The sequence below is a fragment of the Streptosporangium sp. OZ121 genome (assembly GCF_051918885.1).
Taxonomy (GTDB): domain Bacteria; phylum Actinomycetota; class Actinomycetes; order Streptosporangiales; family Streptosporangiaceae; genus Streptosporangium.
On sequence record NZ_JBPXMC010000003.1, the window covers coordinates 421862 to 438299 of the forward strand.

21 protein-coding genes are annotated in these 16438 nt (G+C 70.2%); 3 read left to right on the forward strand and 18 right to left on the reverse strand.

Translation table 11 applies throughout. The features are described from left to right. Window positions 1-39: 39 nt before the first annotated feature. The gene (locus ACTOQ1_RS09560; protein ID WP_440065902.1) at window positions 40-480 is read right to left on the reverse strand and encodes a hypothetical protein; all 441 of its coding nucleotides are present in this window, start codon (window positions 478-480) and stop codon (window positions 40-42) included. 30 nt (window positions 481-510) lie between these two features. Here ACTOQ1_RS09560 and ACTOQ1_RS09565 point away from each other — a divergent pair, with 30 nt between their 5' ends. Together ACTOQ1_RS09565 and ACTOQ1_RS09570 are read left to right on the forward strand one after the other, a co-directional pair. Further along, window positions 511-1581, forward strand: a complete 1071-nt coding sequence (locus ACTOQ1_RS09565) for a hypothetical protein (RefSeq protein ID WP_440065903.1) — start codon at window positions 511-513, stop codon at window positions 1579-1581. Beyond that, a complete protein-coding gene (locus ACTOQ1_RS09570; RefSeq protein ID WP_440065904.1) occupies window positions 1578-2072 on the forward strand; it encodes a GNAT family N-acetyltransferase in 495 nt (164 codons plus the stop codon). Before ACTOQ1_RS09565 ends, ACTOQ1_RS09570 begins: the two co-directional genes overlap by 4 nt. Window positions 2073-2363: 291 nt before the next feature. Here the strand turns inward: ACTOQ1_RS09570 and ACTOQ1_RS09575 are convergent, their stop codons facing one another. Continuing rightward, the gene (locus ACTOQ1_RS09575) at window positions 2364-2822 is read right to left on the reverse strand and encodes an NUDIX hydrolase (protein ID WP_440065905.1); all 459 of its coding nucleotides are present in this window, start codon (window positions 2820-2822) and stop codon (window positions 2364-2366) included. Window positions 2823-3010: 188 nt separating this feature from the next. On the opposite strand from ACTOQ1_RS09575, the gene purU reads away from it, so the two are divergent. Next, the gene (gene purU / locus ACTOQ1_RS09580) at window positions 3011-3865 is read left to right on the forward strand and encodes a formyltetrahydrofolate deformylase (protein WP_440065906.1); all 855 of its coding nucleotides are present in this window, start codon (window positions 3011-3013) and stop codon (window positions 3863-3865) included. Between the two features lie 72 nt (window positions 3866-3937). Here purU and ACTOQ1_RS09585 read toward each other — a convergent pair whose 3' ends face one another. The 16 genes from ACTOQ1_RS09585 to ACTOQ1_RS09660 all read right to left on the reverse strand — a co-directional run bounded on the left by ACTOQ1_RS09585 (window position 3938) and on the right by ACTOQ1_RS09660 (window position 16357). Further along, entirely contained in the window at window positions 3938-4312 is a 375-nt protein-coding gene (locus ACTOQ1_RS09585) for a hypothetical protein (RefSeq protein ID WP_440065907.1), read from the reverse strand. A 28-nt stretch (window positions 4313-4340) separates the two neighbouring features. Beyond that, entirely contained in the window at window positions 4341-5621 is a 1281-nt protein-coding gene (gene hypE, locus ACTOQ1_RS09590) for a hydrogenase expression/formation protein HypE (RefSeq protein ID WP_440065908.1), read from the reverse strand. After that, window positions 5618-6745 carry a hydrogenase formation protein HypD gene (hypD, locus tag ACTOQ1_RS09595; protein WP_440065909.1) on the reverse strand — a complete coding sequence of 376 codons (1128 nt, stop codon included), beginning with the start codon at window positions 6743-6745 and terminating at the stop codon, window positions 5618-5620. The genes hypE and hypD overlap by 4 nt, the downstream gene beginning before the upstream one ends. Before the next feature lie 6 nt (window positions 6746-6751). Continuing rightward, complete coding sequence (locus ACTOQ1_RS09600; protein WP_440065910.1) at window positions 6752-7003, reverse strand: HypC/HybG/HupF family hydrogenase formation chaperone; 252 nt, start codon at window positions 7001-7003, stop codon at window positions 6752-6754. Then, window positions 6978-7370, reverse strand: coding sequence for a hydrogenase maturation nickel metallochaperone HypA/HybF (locus tag ACTOQ1_RS09605; RefSeq protein ID WP_440065911.1), 393 nt, complete (start codon window positions 7368-7370; stop codon window positions 6978-6980). Before ACTOQ1_RS09605 ends, ACTOQ1_RS09600 begins: the two co-directional genes overlap by 26 nt. 237 nt (window positions 7371-7607) lie before the next feature. Then, entirely contained in the window at window positions 7608-7712 is a 105-nt protein-coding gene (locus ACTOQ1_RS09610) for a DUF6893 family small protein (protein ID WP_440065912.1), read from the reverse strand. Next, a complete protein-coding gene (locus tag ACTOQ1_RS09615; RefSeq protein ID WP_440065913.1) occupies window positions 7706-8209 on the reverse strand; it encodes a hydrogenase maturation protease in 504 nt (167 codons plus the stop codon). Before ACTOQ1_RS09615 ends, ACTOQ1_RS09610 begins: the two co-directional genes overlap by 7 nt. Then, entirely contained in the window at window positions 8206-9651 is a 1446-nt protein-coding gene (locus ACTOQ1_RS09620) for a hypothetical protein (RefSeq protein WP_440065914.1), read from the reverse strand. Before ACTOQ1_RS09620 ends, ACTOQ1_RS09615 begins: the two co-directional genes overlap by 4 nt. Beyond that, window positions 9648-10280: a DUF6084 family protein gene (locus tag ACTOQ1_RS09625; protein WP_440065915.1), complete on the reverse strand. Its 633-nt coding sequence runs from the start codon at window positions 10278-10280 to the stop codon at window positions 9648-9650. The genes ACTOQ1_RS09620 and ACTOQ1_RS09625 overlap by 4 nt, the downstream gene beginning before the upstream one ends. Further along, the gene (locus tag ACTOQ1_RS09630; RefSeq protein WP_440065916.1) at window positions 10273-10938 is read right to left on the reverse strand and encodes a DUF5947 family protein; all 666 of its coding nucleotides are present in this window, start codon (window positions 10936-10938) and stop codon (window positions 10273-10275) included. The genes ACTOQ1_RS09625 and ACTOQ1_RS09630 overlap by 8 nt, the downstream gene beginning before the upstream one ends. Next, the gene (locus ACTOQ1_RS09635) at window positions 10935-11591 is read right to left on the reverse strand and encodes a NifU family protein (protein ID WP_440065917.1); all 657 of its coding nucleotides are present in this window, start codon (window positions 11589-11591) and stop codon (window positions 10935-10937) included. The genes ACTOQ1_RS09630 and ACTOQ1_RS09635 overlap by 4 nt, the downstream gene beginning before the upstream one ends. A gap of 39 nt (window positions 11592-11630) precedes the next feature. After that, a complete protein-coding gene (locus ACTOQ1_RS09640) occupies window positions 11631-13412 on the reverse strand; it encodes a nickel-dependent hydrogenase large subunit (RefSeq protein WP_440065918.1) in 1782 nt (593 codons plus the stop codon). Window position 13413: 1 nt separating this feature from the next. After that, window positions 13414-14490: a hydrogenase expression protein HypE gene (locus ACTOQ1_RS09645; RefSeq protein WP_440065919.1), complete on the reverse strand. Its 1077-nt coding sequence runs from the start codon at window positions 14488-14490 to the stop codon at window positions 13414-13416. Window positions 14491-14563: 73 nt separating this feature from the next. Beyond that, on the reverse strand, window positions 14564-15313 hold the full coding sequence (locus ACTOQ1_RS09650) for a D-sedoheptulose-7-phosphate isomerase (RefSeq protein ID WP_440065920.1): 750 nt from the start codon (window positions 15311-15313) through the stop codon (window positions 14564-14566). Next, window positions 15300-15578 (reverse strand): HypC/HybG/HupF family hydrogenase formation chaperone, encoded by a 279-nt coding sequence (locus ACTOQ1_RS09655; protein WP_440065921.1) that lies wholly within the window; start codon window positions 15576-15578, stop codon window positions 15300-15302. Before ACTOQ1_RS09655 ends, ACTOQ1_RS09650 begins: the two co-directional genes overlap by 14 nt. Further along, window positions 15575-16357, reverse strand: coding sequence for a hypothetical protein (locus ACTOQ1_RS09660; RefSeq protein ID WP_440065922.1), 783 nt, complete (start codon window positions 16355-16357; stop codon window positions 15575-15577). The genes ACTOQ1_RS09655 and ACTOQ1_RS09660 overlap by 4 nt, the downstream gene beginning before the upstream one ends. Window positions 16358-16438 lie beyond the last annotated feature (81 nt).

Below are 16438 nucleotides of genomic sequence, written 5' to 3' on the forward strand. Positions count from 1 at the left end.
GGGGCCGGTATGTCCGGCAGGCAGCACAGGGAGACAGAGTTAGCGCGGCAGGTCCGGGCCCGTGGCCTGGCCGCCGGGAAGTCCTCGGCGCAGATAGCCGAGGAAATCTACGATAAGTGTAGTTCGCAATTCGGGACCACTCGGATTAAAGGTCACCGCCTCGCGCATGGCGTCGCTCTCGCGGACGTCATCGAACAGATACGGGCGCTGTTCGAACGCGACGGCAAGTCGGCTCCCGGCATCGGTGAGACGCTCCTGTCCGCGTACGAGAGCGGGCTGAAGCGGCCCGGTCCCGAATATCTGCACTACCTGTGCTCCGCCTACCGGGTCGAACCCGCCTCCCTCGGGTACGACGGCCCGTGCATCTGTGGCCACGGCCACAAGATGCCCGGTGTCGTCCGAGGTGATCTCCAGGATGGAAGACCCGACACGTCCCCTGGTCCGCGTGAGCTGCTGATCCAGCCGATCGGCGTCGATCATTCCGCGGACGGGGGTGAGGAGGACGAGAACGTGCTACGCAGGACGCTCTTACAGCTCCTGGCCGGCAGTGGCATCGCGCTGGACGGACAGGTGCTCGGATCGGTGGAGAGCATGCGCAGGAGGATGGACGACACGCTGGTCTCGGCCACCGTCTCGCCCGCGATGCTCGACCAGTGGGAGGAATCCACCATCGGCTTCGGCCGCCAGTACATGAACACCGCCCCGCTCAGGCTGCTGTGCGACGTGATGCTCGAATTCGGCGCGGTGCGCAAGGCCATGGAGCGGCGCCAGCCGGTCGACCTGCAGGAACGGTTGTGCCGCATGGCGGCGCAGCTCGCCGGTCTGAGCGGCATGATCATGGTCAATCTCGGTGACCACCGGCTCGCCCGGTCCTTCTTCAGGACCGGCAGGACCGCGGCGGACGAGACCGGCGACCGGGCGCTGAGGGCGTGGGTCACGGCCAGGGAGGCTCTGGTCCCGCTCTACTACGGTGATCCGCGCGAGGCTCTCAACCTCGCCAAGAAAAGTCGTGACCTGGCCGGGCAGACGCCCTGCGCGGCCCAGGCGATGGCCCCGGTGGTCGAGGCCCGCGCGCTGGCGATGATGTCGGGCTCGGGCAAGAAGGACGTGGTCGACCAGGCGAAGCGGGCGCTGTCGAGGGCGAGGGCGGCTTTCTCCCAGATGACCGCCGCGGACCAGGACGACTCGACCTTCGGCTACACCGAGCGCCAGCTCTACTTCCACCAGGGAGACGCGCTGGTCAAGCTCGGGCAGGCGATGGAGGCCGACCTCATCCTGGAACAGGCGCTCACCAAGTACGGTCCGACCGACTGGCTCGATCCGACCTTCATCAAGTTCGACCGGGCCCAGTGCAAGATCCTTGAGGGTGACGTGGACGAGGCGCTGGAGATCGCCCAGCGTACGGTCTCGGGTCTCGACGAGGCCTGCCGGCCCGACATCCTCATGCAGCGCGCCCACGAGGTGGGCAAGCAGGTCGAGGTGAAGGCGCCCGGCCATCCCAAGCTCAAGACCTACATGGAGTCGCTGCGCAGCCGCAGCGCGTCAACGGATGATCCGGTGGCCGACAGGAGTGGCAGTTGAAGCCAAGGCTTCGGCGTTATCGCTGGTCCGACCTCGAATCGGTCTGGGCGCTCCACCAGATATGCCTGGCCCAGGTCGGTCTCGCGCCGGGGGACGGCGTCTACTACGAGGACGACTTCCCGAGGATCCACGAGATCTACCTCGCCGACCGGGGTGAGTTCCTGGTGGGGGAGATGCCCGCCGGGCGCGTCGTCACGATGGGCGGTCTCCGCCGCGTCGACGACCAGACCGCCGAGATGTGCCGCATGCGGGTCCATCCGGAGTTCCAGCGTCGCGGTTTCGGTGCCCAGATGGTCCTCGCGCTGGAGGCGCGGGCCGTCGAACTCGGCTATGCGCGCCTTCGTGGTGACACCACTCTGAATCAGCTCGCGGCGATGGAGCTTTATCGCAAGTTCGGATGGCGCGAGATCCGCCGGGAAGAGCGAGGGGGATGTGTGGTGGTTTATGGAGAAAAAGACCTAGTAGCCGCTATGTCCTCTTTAACTCAATGATCTGGATTTTAGGTTGTTTTACTGCTAAGTGTTGCCTATTTCGGAGATGAGCGAATAATTGTTCTTCGTACCTACCGCTATTCTCTGGTGAGTGCGATGAAAAAGATCATTGTTCACAAAACCGGCGTGTCCAGGCTCGGTGGCGTCGCCAGCGTCATCCACAAGGGATGAGATTCTTCCCGAGCGGAAGAATCGGCTCTGACGGCCGCGGCCCTCGATCGGCGAGATCGAGGGCCGCGCGGGTTTCCACCCCTTGTCCATTCGGTCCCGGCCGTCTCCGGTGGCTCCGGTTCACCCCAGCCGGAGGATCCGGGAGACGACCTCCGGCAGGTCCGGGGGCTCCAGGGCGCCGGGGAGATCGGCCATCTCCGCCGGTGAGAACCAGCCGGAGCCCAGGTAGGTGATGTTCTCCTCGGCGGTCAACGACCCCGGGCCCACCTCGGGGGTGTCCTCGAACCTGGCCAGATAGAACCGCTCGGTCTTGGCGTAGTGGACGCCGAGCCAGCGGAACTCCCGGCGCACCGGCACCCACCGGTCCAGCACCGCCTCGCCCGGCAGGTCCGTCTCCTCGGCGAGCTCGCGCCGCGCGGCGTCGAGGGGGGTCTCGCCCGGGTCGATCCCGCCGCCCGGCGGCTCCCACAGGGTCTGGCCCCCGACGGGGTCGCGCCAGTGCATGAGAAGCACCCGGCCGGACCCGTCCACACAGATCACCCGGGCCGCGGGCCGGTCGTTCGGCTGAGGGTCGTCCATAGGCCAGGGACGCTACCACCCGCCGTCACGTCCGCCGGTTTCGCGTTTCCGGCGGCCTCGGCGCCTCCTGTCCGCCGCCTGCTTGCCACCTACCGGACCGCCGGGTGTGGCGGCGTGATTCGCTGTACTCTGCCGACGTCAGGTTGAAGCATCGTACGATCCGACCTCTCAAGCTCAAGGGTGAAGGCATGACTTCCAGGGCCGAGTTTGTGTTGACGCTGTCCTGTCCGGACCGCCCCGGGGTGGTGGCCGCGGTCTCCGGTCTCCTGGCCGGGCGGGGATGCAACATCATCGAGAGCCAGCAGTTCGGTGATGTCGTGTCCGAGCGGTTCTTCATGCGGGTGCAGTTCGCCTCCTCGCTGCCCGACGAGGAGCTGCGCGAGGCCTTCGCCGCGCTCGCCCCCGAGTTCGGCATGGATTTCAAGCTGCGTGAGGTCTCCATCAAGCCGCGCGTGCTGGTGATGGTCAGCAAGTTCGGCCACTGCCTGAACGACCTGCTCTACCGGATGCGCTCCGGCCTGCTCGACATCGAGATCGTCGCGGTCGTCTCCAACCACCCGGACCTGCGGCCGCTGACCCAGTCGTACGGCATCGACTACCACCACCTGCCGGTCACCTCCGAGACCAAGCCCAGACAGGAGGCGGAGATCCTGACCCTGGTCGACCACTACCGGGCCGATCTGGTGGTGCTCGCCCGCTACATGCAGGTGCTGTCGGAAGACCTCTGCGTGAAGCTCGCGGGCAACGTGATCAACATTCACCACTCGTTCCTGCCGTCGTTCAAGGGTGCCAAGCCCTACCACCAGGCGCACTCGCGCGGCGTGAAGCTGATCGGCGCGACCGCGCACTACGTGACCGCCGACCTCGACGAGGGCCCGATCATCGAGCAGGAGGTCGCCCGGGTCAACCACACCCACTCCGCGGAGGATCTCGCCGCCATCGGCCGCGACGTCGAGTGCCAGGCCCTGGCGCGCGCCGTCCGCTGGCACACCCAGCAGCGCGTCCTGCTCGACGGCCACAAGACGATCGTCTTTCCCCGCTAGCGCGGCGACCGGGCGGCGTGTCCTGCCCGACGGCGACGAGACGGCGAGCTTTCCCTCCGGCGCGGTGACCGATCACCCTGGGCGCCGGCCGGGTTTCCGCGGGCTGACGCCGGTGACGTCCTCGGGGTGGGAGACGCCGTAGGGGCGTCCCCGCTCGTCGGTGCCGACCTTCTCGCGGCCCCGTTCCTTCCGCCGGGAGGCGATCCTCTCGGCGCCGCGGTTCTCGCTGGTGCCGACGCCGAGGGGGGACCGGGCCTGGGTGTCGGTGGAGGGGACGCCCTCGCGCTCCGCGCCGGACACCACGCGGGGCGGTCCCTTGTCGTCCGGAGGGGGCCCGAAGGCCAGGTTGCCCGACCGCACGACCTCCTCGCTCGCGTGGCCCACGTCGCGGGAGTAGCCGTGCTTCGCCTTCTTGCCCTTGTGCTTGGGTTCGCGTTTGTCGTTCATGTTCGGTACCTCTGGATTCGTTCGGTGGTCAGCAGATTCTCGGTAGCGGGTCGCCGACCAGCAGGTCGACGATGCGGGTGCCGCCGAAGGATGTCCTGAGCAGGACCAGTCCCGGCGGGTCGTCGTTGATCCGCCCGATGACCGCCGCCTCGGAGCCGAGCGGGTGGGAGCGGAGGGCGGCCAGAGCCGCGTCGGCGGAATCCCCGGCGACCACCGCGACCATCCGCCCCTCGCAGGCGACGTAGAGCGGGTCGATCCCCAGCAGCTCGCACGCCCCCCGTACGGCGGGACGGACCGGCACCGCGTCCTCGTCGAGGACGACGGCGACCCGCGAGGCCTCCGCTATCTCGTTGACGATCGTCGCCACCCCGCCCCGGGTCGCGTCGCGCAGGCAGCGCACCGCGCCGTTGCCGTCGCCTGCGTCCGTACCGCCGCCGCAGGCGTCCAGCAGCACGTCGACGAGGGTGTTGAGCGCGGCGGTGTCGGAGCACAGCTCGGCCTCGATGTCGAGTTCCCCGCGGGCGAGCATGACGGTGATCCCGTGCTCGCCGATCGGCCCCGACACGATGACCGCGTCTCCCGGCCGTGCGGAGGCGGCGCTCAGCCGGACGGGCCGGTCGAGCGTCCCGATGCCGGAGGTGGTGACGTAACAGCCGTCCGCCTTGCCCCGCTCCACGACCTTGGTGTCGCCGGTGACGATCCACACGCCCGCCGCCCGTGCCGCCTCGGCCATCGAGGCGGTGACGCGCCGCAGGTCGGCGACGGGGAAGCCCTCTTCGAGGATGAATCCGGCCGAGAGGTAGCGGGGGCGGGCCCCGCACATGGCCAGGTCGTTGACGGTGCCGTTGACCGCGAGGTCGCCGATGTCGCCGCCGGGGAAGAACAGTGGCGTGACCACGAACGAGTCGGTGGTGAAGGCGAGCCCGTCGGCGACCGCGCCGTCCTCCAGAGGCGCCAGCATCGGGTTGCGGAACGACTCCAGGAACACCGCCTCGATCAGGGTGTGCGTGGCCTTGCCGCCCGCGCCGTGCGCCAGGGTGATGCGGTCCTCCCGCACGCGCGCCCCGCGCCGCCGCACCCGCTCGATCCGGTCCAGCACCTGCTGCTCCCGGTCGCGTGCGCTTTCCCTCAGGCCCGGTACCCGGTCATGGTCGTGTGTCCTTTCCCTCAGGTCCTGTACCCGGCCGCGGTCGTGTGCCTCTTCCCTCAGGTCCGGTGCCTGCCGCTCCTCGCCGCGTGGTCCCGGTGGATCCATCTCCCGCACGCCGTGCTCCCCGCCCCGTCCGGTGCCGTCCTCCCCGCCGTTCACTTCCGGGTCGCCTCCTTGACGCGCTCGCGCGAGAACCGGCCGAAGTCGTAGTACGCCGCGCAGGCGCCCTCGGACGACACCATGCACGTGCCGATCGGCGTCTCCGGGGTGCACGCGGTGCCGAAAACCTTGCACTCCCAGGGTTTGAGCACTCCCTTGAGCACCTCGCCGCACTGGCACGCCTTCGGGTCGGCCACCCGCCCGCCCGGAATCCGGAAGATCCGTTCGGCGTCGAAGGCGGCGTACCGCTCCGCGATCCTGAGCGCCGACTGCGAGATGAAGCCCAGCCCCCGCCATTCGAAGTACGGCCGTAGCTCCATCACCTGGCCGATGACGCTCAGGGCCTTGGGGTTGCCGTCCCACGGGACCACCCGGGAGTACTGGTTCTCCACCTCGGAACGGCCCTCGGACAGCTGTACGAGGATGCGGTAGACCGTGTGCAGCACGTCCAGCGGCTCGAAACCGGCCACCACCATGGGCTTGCCGTAGCCGCGCGCGACGAACCCGTACGGCCGGCAGCCGATCACGGTGGAGACGTGGCCCGGCCCGATGAACCCGTCCAGACGCAGGTCGGGAGAGTCCAGGATCGCCTTGATGGCGGGGATGATCGTCACGTGGTTGCAGAAGACCGAGAAGTTCTCGATCCCCTCGGCCTCGGCGCGCAGGACCGTCATCGCCGTCGAGGGCGCGGTGGTCTCGAACCCGATGGCCATGAAGACCACCTGCCTGCCGGGGTTCTTCCTGGCGATCTTCAGGGCGTCCAGCGGGGAGTACACCATCCGGATGTCGGCTCCCCGCGCCTTGGCGTCGAGGAACGAGCCGTTCCCGCCGGGCACCCGCATCATGTCGCCGAACGACGTCATGATCACGTCCGGCTGCCCGGCGATGTGGATGGCGTCGTCCACCCGTCCCATGGGGATGACGCAGACGGGGCAGCCGGGACCGTGCACCAGGGTGACGGCCTCGGGCAGGTAGTCCTCCAGGCCGTGCTTGTAGATCGTGTGGGTGTGCCCGCCGCACACCTCCATGAACTTGTAGTCGCGGCCGGGCTCGCACAGCGCGGCGATCCGCGTGGCGAGCATCCGGGCCTTCCCGGCGTCGCGGTACTCGTCGACGAAACGCATCAGCCCTCACCCCTCTTCGATCATGGATTCTCGGAGGGCCGCGATCTCGTCCTCGTACGCCTGGCCGATGCTTTCGAGGAAGTCGAGCGCGGCCCTGGCCTCCCCCTCGTCGATCTTCGACATCGCGAACCCGACGTGGATGAGGATCCAGTCGCCGGGCCCGACGCTCCGCTCATCGAGCAGGCCGACGTTGATCGCGCGCTTGACGCCGCAGACGTCGACCATGGCCAGGTCAGGACGGTCCGGCAGGATTTCCACGATCTCGCCGGGAATTCCCAGGCACATGAGAGGCCTCCGCCATCTGGATGGATTCGAGGACGAGGTCGTCGCCGCCCTCGGCGTGGACATCGGTGTCGCCGCACCCCGCGCAGACGGCGAAGGGTTCGACGGAGGTGGACGTGCTCCCGCAGGAGCGGCAGGTCATCCGCACCGGGACGATGACCAGGTCCACGTGGGCGTCCTCGGCCACGGACCCTTCGGAGATCGAGGAGAACGCCTGGTTGATCCCCTGCTCCGTGACGCGGAGCAGGGCGCCCGCGTGGACTCGCGCCCGTCGTACCCGCCTGCCGTCCGCCCGCTTCTCCACGGCGGTGAGGATCGCCTCGGCGATCCCGAACTCGTGCATGGTCGTTTCCTCTCGTTCTGACGCGAGCGTGCCCTGACCCTCCTGGCTTTGCCGTCAGGTCGGGACACGCTCCGGTAGTGTGTTCGAGTCGCCGCTGGACGGGCGGAGACGTCAAACGCCTGCGGAGCTGAGGTAAGACCTGGACTCGTCCAGGCTCCTGGCTGTGAAACAGGAACCCACCAAGATGTCGCGTGAGCGACATGGCAGGAATCTTCGGCGTTCACGCCGAGGAGGACGTCACATGTTCCGCATCCTCAGGTAGCGCTTGATGTCGGGGAGCGACTGGTAGACCAGTACGGCGACCCCCGCCAGCACCGCCCCGGCCAGCAGGCGTTTCAGCATGTCCGTTCCTCCTCGTGCCCCGCGGCGCCGACGGCCGTCGTGATCTGTTGCCCCGCGAGCTCGGTGACCAGGTCCGCCGCCATGCCGACGGCGCCCGCGACCGGCGGGCTGAGCTCCATGCCCGGCGAGGTGTCGGCGGGCTGGCAGCCGACGAGCAGGACGCGACCGGCCTCGCCGCCGAGCGTGCCCACCAGCGAGAGCACGCTCTCGGGCGTCATCGAGTGCGCGTCGAGGAAGGATCCCGGCGCGCCGCCCGCCGACGGTTCGAGGACGTACAGGGTGCCGGGCGGGCCGTCGCGGGAGACCGCGTCGACCAGGATCGTGGTGTCGTACCGTCCGCCGGTCAGCTCGTACGCCAGATGGACGGCCCGGATGCCGAAGTCCCTCACCTCGACCCCGCCGGGCAGGTCGGCACCGGCCAGGTGCCTGACCACCGCGACCCCGAAGCCGTCGTCGCCCAGGAAGACGTTTCCCACCCCGGCCACCAGGACCCTCACGCGCCCACCTCCCCGTCGGCGGCGGAACCGCCCGCCGGTGAGCCGTCCGTGAGCGGCTCGACCTCGTCGGGGGCGAAGTAGAGGAAGCGGCCGTGCGACCGGCGCAGGTCGGCGCCCGGGTCGTCGTCGAGGGTGACGGCCAGGTGGTGGGCGCCGTCGAGGTCGAGGAGCACCGCCTCGACGTGGGCGGTCCTGCCGGCCAGGAACATGTCGTGGGCGTCGGCGCGCCGCCGGCCGGGCACCAGCCTGACCCTGCTGCCCCTGGAGACGGTCACCCCGGCGACCGTCACGCTGTCGGTCTCCGGGGAGACCGCCGCGTCACCCGCCGGATCCCACCAGGGCACGGGTGCGTCCTGGCGGCTCGGGGAGTCCCCGGTCTCCGGGGACGAGGGGGGCTGCCGGTCGGTGCGGTCGGTGCGGTCGGTGGACGCCTCCACCGAGCGGATCGCGCCGTGGAGCCGTTCCAGCAGTTCGGGGGGCATGCTGCCGACCATGTCGATGAGCTCGGTCACCCGGGGGTCGGTCTCCCGCGCCTCCAGGGTCTCCTCGTCGGTGAGGGTGAGCGTGCGCAGGTGGAGCATCTCGTCGATCTCCGTGGAGTCGAACAGGGGGCCGGGGCTCTCCGGCGCGATGTCCGGGTGGTCGTAGAGGATGATCGGCGAGGAGAGTACGACGTCCCGGTGGCCGGGCTCGCCCACGAGTACCGGCCAGGTGTGCTCGTTTCGGCAGGTCTCCACGGCGGGCCGCGCCCATTCCGGCGGGTCGAGCAGCGAGACGAAGGCCCCGGCGGTCACCGCGATGAGCAGGTGCGCCGAGACCAGCGAGTGCCGCAGCGCCTGCTCGCGCGGCGCGCCCAGCGGTTGCCAGTCGTCGGTGTTCTCCACCCGGGCGCGCAGCTTGACCAGGTCGTACGGTCCGGGCACCAGCTCGGCGGAGACCCTGAGCGCGGCGCGCAGCGGCAGGTGCTCGGAGACGAGACGCCCTATCACCTCTCCGGACGGCGCCACGATCGGCTCGACCACGCGGTCTCCGGGAATGCGTACCTCGATCACCCGCTCGGGGGCGTCGAGCAGGCCGGCGATGGGGAGTGTCACCTCCGCCTCCCGCTCGGTCGCCTCGTCGAAGGTGAGATAGGTACGGTGGCCGTTCCGCAGCTGCTGGACCGGCCAGTAGCCGTCGTCCTCGGCGCGCTCGACGCCGCGCGTCCTGACGTGCAGGAAACGCAGGTTCAGGTGCGCCACGGCGTACGCGGCCCCTTCGAGGAGGCATTCGGTCACGCTGGCCGGATGCTCGGCGGTCGCGGTGAACCCCGGCGGGACGAGCACCCCGAACTGCCAGCGCACCTGGTTCTTGGTCGCCGAGGCGCGGTAGGGGTAGAGAAGGTAGCCCTCGTACAGCACCGCGTCCGCCACCCGGCGCGCGATGTCCATCGGAACGCTCATCGCCGCGTCTCCTTGAGCAGTAGTTCCAGGGTCTCGTCCCAGGTCGCCAGGGCGCGCCCGGACTTGAACCTGCTGAGTTCCCGCAGCGTGTCGCGGCGCAGCCGCAGCCAGCCCGAGTCCGGGAAGTAGCGGTCCATCAGCTCCCGCCACACCGCCACCGGCAACCGGCAGCGGGCCTCGCGGTGCCACGGCACCTGGCTCACCGAGAAGCCGTCCCGCGCCCTGGCGAACACCGTGCCGCTGAAGAGCATGACCATCGGGATCTCGCCGTCGTCCAGGGCGGCGAAATACCTGCCCGCCGACACCTCCAGGTCGTAACCGCACGGCACCGGTACGTCGATCTCGGTGCTCCCGGTGAACGCCGGGACCATGACGGAGACATCGGCGAACCGCAGGGGTTTCAGCGTGTCGCCCCATCGGGCGCGGTCCCCGAACAGGTCGCCGAGCAGCTCGGCCTCGGTGTCGCCGTAGCGCCGCAGATGGGGCTCGACCCGGATCTGGCAGCGCAGCGCGATGGTGTGCGCACCGCCGGGGGAGGGGTCGGTGACGCGCAGCCGGAAGATCAGCGTCGGGAAGGCCGCGTACGCCTCCGCCCGCACGTCCACGCAGTCGAACGCGAGCTCATCCACCGTCATCACCACGGCCTTCATCGGAGGCGGGCGGTACGGTGCGGCTGCGCTCGCGCAGGCCGGCGAAGAAACCCTCGATGGCCTCCCGCGCCTCCTGGCCGCCGCCGAAGCCCTTCCAGCGCGTCCGCACCAGGCCGACCAGCTCGTAGCAGGCGTCGATCGGCACCAGGTGGCAGGCGAAGCCGCCGTCGGGGCGGCGGTCCACCAGGAGCGCCTCCACGTCGGGCTGGACGTCGGCCATCGCCGGGTTGGCCGCCAGGACGCGCTCCCACGTCTCCAGCGGCAGCAGCGACTCGGTGGCCCCGGCCGGGCTCGGGTAGAACGCCACGGTCCGATCCGTCGCGGAGTCGCGGAAGAAGAAGGCCGTGCGGACCGGGATCTGCATCTCGTCCCAGTCGGCCGCGCCCAGCAGGAACCGCGGGGCGTGCAGGTAGCGTCGCGGGACGGCCCGGTAGCGTGCCCGGCCGGTCGTGTCGCGGGTGAACAGCAGGTGGCAGGCCCGGCAGGCGCACAGCAGCCCTCGCCTCTCGACGTTCACGACGTGGCCGTGGTCCTCGCCCGCGGGTGCCGCGCACAGCTCGCAGAGCGTCACCGGAGGCGCGCCGGACCGGCCCGTCCGAGGCGGCTCGCGGAACCTGCGCAGCCCGGTGGCCGTCATGGCGCCGGCTCCGACACCGGTACCGGCTTCGCCTCGGGGACAGCGTCCGGTCCCCGCCTCGCCGCCGACGCCGGTCCCGGTTCCGGTTCGGAGATCGGCGTCCGCTCGGGCACCGGGCACGGGCCGGGCGGGCGGCGCTGGATCTGCAGCACCCCCGGCCGGTCGCCGCTCACCCCCTCGACCTCCACCCGCGACACCTCGGGCGCCGCCTGGGCGATGGCCCGTTCGATGGCGTCGGTCACGGTGAGCCGCGAGGACGGGCAGCCGTGGCAGGTCCCCTCCAGGCGGAGCCGCACGATCCCGTCCTCGTCCACGCCGAGCAACTCCACGCCGCCCTCGTGCGACCCCAGGTGGGGGCGTACGGTGTCCAGCGCGTCGCGGACGCGTTCGGCCGTGCTCAGCGGGTGCAGGTCGTGCAGGACCAGCAGCCCGGCCACGAGCGGGTCGCCGACCATGCGGCCCAGCACCTCGGCTGCCCCGGCCTCGGTGACGATCTCGACGACGCGTTCCAGGCCGGCGCCGTACAGCTCGACGAGGGCCCGTACGAGATCCTCGGCCTTGGCGCGCGTCACGGCGTCGCTCAGCGCGCCGAGGTCGGCGATCAGCGCCTCGACGCGATCGCCCGTCGCCCGGACGTCATGGGCTTGCGGCATCTGCCCGAGCCCCCTTTCCGGTGCCGGGAAACGGTCGGCTCACGTGGCGTCGAAGGCGTGGGGGGTGTGCACCCGGCGAAGCTCCTCGCCGCCGCCGAGGTACATGTGCACCCCGCACGGCAGGCACGGATCGAAGCTCCGCACGGTGCGCATGATGTCGATGCCCTTGAAGTCCGCGGGCGGGTTCTCCTCGAAGATCGGCGTGTTCTGCACCGCGTCCTCGTACGGTCCCGGCGTGCCGTGCACGTCGCGGACGCTGGCGTTCCAGGGCGTCGGCGGGTACGGGTGGTAGTTGGCGATCTTCCCGTTCCTGATCACCATGTGGTGGGAGAGCACGCCCCGCACGGCCTCGGTGAAGCCGCAGCTGATCGCCTCGTCGGGAACCGTGAACGGCGCCCAGGTCTGGGTGCGGCCCGCCCGCACCTCGGCCAGGCCCTTCTCGACGAAGTAGAGCGCGCACGCCGCCGCGTAGGCCTGGAAGTAGGTGCGGGCCCGGTTGCGCTCCAGGGCGTTGGACAGCGGCTGCCCCCTGAACTCGGGGATCTTCCACTCGAACGTCTTCTCCGGCCGCAGCGCCGTCTTCGGCAGGTTGATCTGCACGCTGTGGCCGGTCGATCTGACGTAGCCGATGTCGACCTTGCCGGACAGCGCCGTCGACCAGAGCCTGGCGATGGGCCCGCCGCCGGTGTCGAGCGCGAGCGCGTCCTGCCCGTCGAACCAGCGGGGTGACATGACCCAGCTGTACTTGTCGCTGAAGTCGCGCTTCTGCGGGTGCGGGATGGTGTGCTGGTTCCACGGGTGCCGGATGTCGACCGGGTTGCCCAGCGGGTCGTGGGTGACGAACGGCTCCTGGTCCTTCCAGTCGTCGTAGTAGGAGCTGCCCAGCAGGATCCGGATGCCGAGGTTGATGTCGACCAGGTCGTTGGTGATCAACTTGCCGTCGACGATCACCCCCGGCGTGACGTACATCTCGCGACCCCAGTGGCTCATGTTCCGGTAGGTGAAGTCACAGTGCTCGGGGTTCTGGAAGCTGCCCCAGCAGCCGAGCAGCACCCGCCTGCGGCCGACCTCCTCGTAGCCGGGCAGCGCCTGGTAGAAGAAGTCGAACAGGTCGTCGTGCATGGGCACGACCCGCTTCATGAACTCCACGTAGCGCATCAGCCGGGTCAGGTAGTCGGTGAACAGCTGTACCGTCGCGACCGTGCCCACCCCGCCCGGGTAGAGCGTCGAGGGGTGGACGTGCCTGCCCTCCATGAGGCAGAACATCTCGCGGGTGAGGCGGCTCACCGCCAGCGCCTCGCGGTAGAACTCGCCCTCCAGCGGGTTCAGCGAGCGCATGATGTCGGCGATGGTCTTGTAGCCGTGGTCGCCCGCGTGCGGCGCCTCGGTGCGCTCGGCCATCGCCAGCACCCCGGGATTGGTCTCGCGGACCATCTTCTCGCAGTAGTCGACCCCCACCAGGTTCTCCTGGTAGAGATTGTGGTCGAACATGTACTCGGCGGCCTCGCCGAGGTTGAGGATCCACTCGCCCAGGGCCGGTGGCCGCACCCCGTACGCCATGTTCTGCGCGTAGACCGAGCAGGTCGCGTGGTTGTCGCCGCAGATCCCGCAGATGCGGCTGGTGATGAAGTGGGCGTCGCGCGGGTCCTTGCCCTTCATGAAGATGCTGTAGCCGCGGAAGATCGACGAGGTGCTGTGACACTCGGCGACCCGCCGGTTCTTAAAATCGATCTTGCAGTAGATGCCGAGACTCCCGACGATCCTGGTGATGGGGTCCCAGGCCATCTCCACGAGGTCGGGGTTCTGCTCCGATGTCGTCATGTCAGCTCCAGGGCGCCTTGTAGCCGGTCAGCAGCTCGCGCCCCTTGTGGCGCCACTTCGGTTCCTTGTCGACGGTCCGCAAGGTGATGCCGCGCAGCGCGCGGACGACGGTCCCGTACGCGCCGCTCACCGCCGAGGAGACGTGGGCGCCGGGTGGCTCGTCCATGAACGGCATGAACTTGTCGGGAAAGCCCGGCATCGTGCAGGCGATGCAGATGCCCCCGACGTTCGGGCAGCCGCCGATCCCGTTCATCCAGCCGCGCTTGGGGACGTTGCACCGGACGACCGGCCCCCAGCAGCCGATCTTGACCAGGCACTTCGGCGAGCCGTACTCGGTGGCGAACTGGCCCTGCTCGTAGTAGCCCGCCCGGTCGCACCCCTCGTGCACGGTCTGGGTGAACAGCCACGTCGGGCGCAGCTCCTCGTCCAGCGGGATCATCGGTGCCTGCCCGGCGACCTGGTAGAGCAGGTAGAGGAGCGTCTCGGAGAGGTTGTCCGGCTGCACCGGGCAGCCCGGCACGTTGACGATCGGCAGCCCCGCCTTGGACTTCCAGTCCCAGCCCAGATAGTCGGCCACGCCCATGGCCCCGGTCGGGTTCCCCGCCATGGCGTGGATGCCGCCGTACGCCGAGCAGGTGCCCGCGCACACGATCGCGGTCGCCTTGGGCGCGAGCAGGTCCAGCCACTCGCTGGTCGTCATGGGCTGGCCGGTCTCGGGGTTGTTGCCGAACCCGGACCAGTAGCCCTCCTGCTTGAGCGCCTCGTTCGGGATCGAGCCCTCGACGACCAGCACGAAAGGGTCCAGCTCGCCACGCTTGGCCTTGAAGAACCACTCGATGAAGACGTCCGCGCCCTGCATCGGTCCGGACTCGAAGTCGATCAGCGGCCAGTGCACGGCCACCTTGGGAAGCCCGGGAAGCGCTCCGAGCACGATGTCCTCGATGCTCGGCTGGGTCGCCGCGGTGAGCGCGACGGAGTCGCCGTCGCAGCTCAGTCCGGCGTTGATCCACAGTATGTGGACGACGGGTTCCTCCTGCTCCTGAGGTCTGCTGCTCGCTGCGTCCGTCGGCGCTGTCATGACGCCTCCCACTCCTGGTGGATGTCTGCGGAACGTGAAGGGGGAGGACCTGCGCGGGTGGGCGGGCTCTCCCTCACCCGGGGCTGTGCGCCCGCGGTGTCGGCGCCGGCCCGAGCGCGTGCCAGGTGAGTTCCCGAAGGACGTGGTAGAGGGTGGTCTGCGCCTCCTGGATCCGGTGCACCGAGGAGGAGGGGACGACGAACAGGTGGTGCAGGACGCCCCGCTCGGCCAGCTCGGCCAGCCTGCCGCCCCCGCCCCCGGCCAGCCCGACGGTGAGCATGCCCCGCTCGGCCGCCTCCTCGAACGCCCGGACGACGTTGGCCGACCCGCCGCTCGTGGACAGGCCGACGGCGATGTCCCCCGGACGGCCCAGCGCCGCGAGTTGCCTGGCGAAGACCACCTCGAAGCCGACGTCGTTGGAGAGCGCGGTGACCACGGCGACGTCGCCGGTCAGGCAGAGGGCGGGCAGGGCCGGGCCGTCGCAGGGCTGCAGGAAGGCGGTGGCGACCTCCTGGGCGTCGGTGCTGCTCCCGCCGTTGCCGAAGCTGAACAGCCGCCCGCCCGCGGCGAACCGCGCGGCCATCTCCTCGGCGCACGCCGCCAGTTCCGCCGCCGACTCGGCACCCATCCGCTCGCGCAGCCGTACGATCTCGCCGGTCTTCTCCGCGGCCGATCGCACGGCCTCCGCTTCCACCTCCGCTGTCCCGAGGCCGTTCCGGCCGGTGGTCCGGCCGGTGCGCCCGTCGTGGTCGCGGTCGTGGTCGTACAGGAAGGGGTAGAGGCCGTGCATGACCTCCGCGGGTGTTCCGTCAGGCCTGCTCATCGTCGTCCTTCCCGCCGTCGCCGTCGCCGTCGCCGTCGCCGTCGCCGGTGCTCCCGCGCGCGATCACGGCGATCGCCTCCCGGGCGTGGACGAGGACGGTGTCGCCCACCACCGGGTCGACCAGCGCCACGCTCACCTCTTCGAGGACCCCGCCCGCGTCGACGATCGCCAGCTCTCCCTCCAGCAGCCTGACCACGCTCATCGGCAGCGCCTGGTCGGAGCAGGTGACGCAGACACCGGTGGTGCAGTCCTCGGGCCCGTTCACCGGTCCGCCCCTCGCGCGGGCGGGCCGAGCCGGTCGAGGAAGACGTGGACCAGCTCCCACAGCAGGTGGTAGGCGGTGACGTGAACCTCCTTGACCACGGCGGGGTCGTCGGACGCGGCGACCAGGACGTGGTCGGCCGGGATGCGGCCGGTCAAGGTGCGGTCGGTCATGGTGTGGTCGGCCGGGAGGCGGTCGGTCATGGTGTGGCCGGCCGGGGAGCGGTCGGTCATGGTGTGGCCGGCAGGGGAGCGGCCGGTCAAGATACGGTCGGACGGGAGGCCGCCGCTCGCCGTACCATCCGCGATGCCGTCCCCCTCCCCGCGGTCTCCGCCGCCGGTCAGGGCGATGGTCAGCAGGCCCAGTTCCCCGGCGGTCTCCAGCCCTCGCAGGACGCTCGGGCACCGGCCGTCACGGGAGATCCCCAGGGCCGTGTCGGCGGCGTCCGCCCAGTGGCGCACCTGGTGGGCGAAGACTTCGGCGACCTCGGTACCCCCCTCGCCGTCCCCGCCGTTCCGGAGGTCCCCGCTTTTTTGGAAGCCCCCGTCGCTCCCGGCGCCGTCCCCGTTCCTTCTGCCCGCCTGGTCGCTCACCCGGCCGGCCGCCGGGGCGCCGTTGCTCAGCGCCACCGCCGGGAGCGCCCTCTTGCCCACGATGACCGGGTGCATGAACTCGACCGCGATGTGCGCGGCATCCGTGCCCGTGCCGCCGAACACGATCAGCTTGCCGCCGAGGCGGAATCCGGCGGCCATGGCCCGGGCGGCACACGCGATGCGTTCCACGTCACCCGCCAGGGCGTGCCCGGCGTGGTCCCGCCGTGCGAAGGCCGCGATGACGGCCGCCTCCGTGACCGGTATGACGGC

What these genes read in the sequence shown, in the direction of transcription:
- ACTOQ1_RS09560 (WP_440065902.1), bottom strand. Translation starts at nt 480, where the DNA reads ATGATCGACGCCGATCGGCTGGATCAGCAGCTCACGCGGACCAGGGGA.
- ACTOQ1_RS09575 (WP_440065905.1), bottom strand. Translation starts at nt 2,822, where the DNA reads ATGGACGACCCTCAGCCGAACGACCGGCCCGCGGCCCGGGTGATCTGT.
- purU (WP_440065906.1), top strand. Translation starts at nt 3,011, where the DNA reads ATGACTTCCAGGGCCGAGTTTGTGTTGACGCTGTCCTGTCCGGACCGC.
- ACTOQ1_RS09585 (WP_440065907.1), bottom strand. Translation starts at nt 4,312, where the DNA reads ATGAACGACAAACGCGAACCCAAGCACAAGGGCAAGAAGGCGAAGCAC.
- hypD (WP_440065909.1), bottom strand. Translation starts at nt 6,745, where the DNA reads ATGCGTTTCGTCGACGAGTACCGCGACGCCGGGAAGGCCCGGATGCTC.
- ACTOQ1_RS09605 (WP_440065911.1), bottom strand. Translation starts at nt 7,370, where the DNA reads ATGCACGAGTTCGGGATCGCCGAGGCGATCCTCACCGCCGTGGAGAAG.
- ACTOQ1_RS09610 (WP_440065912.1), bottom strand. Translation starts at nt 7,712, where the DNA reads ATGCTGAAACGCCTGCTGGCCGGGGCGGTGCTGGCGGGGGTCGCCGTA.
- ACTOQ1_RS09620 (WP_440065914.1), bottom strand. Translation starts at nt 9,651, where the DNA reads ATGAGCGTTCCGATGGACATCGCGCGCCGGGTGGCGGACGCGGTGCTG.
- ACTOQ1_RS09630 (WP_440065916.1), bottom strand. Translation starts at nt 10,938, where the DNA reads ATGACGGCCACCGGGCTGCGCAGGTTCCGCGAGCCGCCTCGGACGGGC.
- ACTOQ1_RS09635 (WP_440065917.1), bottom strand. Translation starts at nt 11,591, where the DNA reads ATGCCGCAAGCCCATGACGTCCGGGCGACGGGCGATCGCGTCGAGGCG.
- ACTOQ1_RS09640 (WP_440065918.1), bottom strand. Translation starts at nt 13,412, where the DNA reads ATGACGACATCGGAGCAGAACCCCGACCTCGTGGAGATGGCCTGGGAC.
- ACTOQ1_RS09645 (WP_440065919.1), bottom strand. Translation starts at nt 14,490, where the DNA reads ATGACAGCGCCGACGGACGCAGCGAGCAGCAGACCTCAGGAGCAGGAG.
- ACTOQ1_RS09650 (WP_440065920.1), bottom strand. Translation starts at nt 15,313, where the DNA reads ATGAGCAGGCCTGACGGAACACCCGCGGAGGTCATGCACGGCCTCTAC.